Source organism: Massilia sp. 01N410, assembly GCF_056399665.1.
This window is the reverse complement of sequence record NZ_JBFTRV010000052.1, coordinates 1-857: the sequence shown is the minus strand read 5'-3', so window position 1 is coordinate 857 and position 857 is coordinate 1. Positions and strand designations below refer to the sequence as shown.

At 66.5% G+C, this 857-nt stretch carries 1 protein-coding gene; it reads left to right on the top strand.

Going from position 1 to position 857, the window contains the following annotated elements:
• Positions 1-35 precede the first annotated feature (35 nt).
• Positions 36-857, top strand: an 822-nt coding sequence (locus tag AC1DOP_RS27165) for an IS1595 family transposase (RefSeq protein WP_477254397.1), incomplete at its 3' end; no start/stop codon positions are given.

Here is an 857-nt window from a genome sequence, read left to right as displayed (position 1 = left end):
GTCCAATGTCGACCTGAACCGTTGACGGAGGCCCCATGCAAGCACGGCAGTTCGAACAGTTCCTGCAACGCCTGTCCTCTCTAACGCGGCGCCAGCGCGACCGCCTGCTCGACCTGCTGCACTCGGCGACCGGCCTCGACCGCGTACTCGAGATCGTCGAGCAGCCCGGCACGCCACTCTGCTGCCCGCACTGCCAGGCCGACAAACCCTATCGCCACGGTCATGCGCACGGACTGCAGCGCTACCGCTGCCGCAGTTGCCATCGCACCTTCAATGCCCTCAGCGGCACGCCGCTGGCCCGGCTGCGCTACAAGGCGCACTGGCTCGACTACCTCGGCTGCATGCTCGACTCCCGCAGCGTGCGGCGCTCGGCGCGCGAGATCGGCGTGGCCAGCGCGACCAGCTTTCGATGGCGCCACCGTTTCCTGGCCTTGAGCAAGGATGACCGSCCGCAACGGCTGAGYGGCATCGCCGAAGCCGATGAGATGTATGTGCTCGAATCGCACAAGGGGTCCAGACATCTCGATCGTCCGCCACGAAAGCGCGGCGGCAAGGCGACAAAGCGTGGGATCTCGAATGAACAAGTGTGCATCCTGGTGGCGCGCGATCGCAGCGGCCAGACCATCGACGCCGTGACCGGCAAGGGCAGCGTGAGCAAGCGGCAACTGKTGCAACACCTGGGRCCGCGCCTGGCGCGCGACGTGCTGCTGGTGACCGATAGCCATGCGGCCTACCCGGCATTCGCGCGGGAGGTCGGGATTTCACATGAGGCCATCAACGCGAGCGCCGGCGAACGAAAGCGCGGTGCGCTGCACATCCAGAACGTGAACGCCTATCACAGCCGGATGCGCACCTGG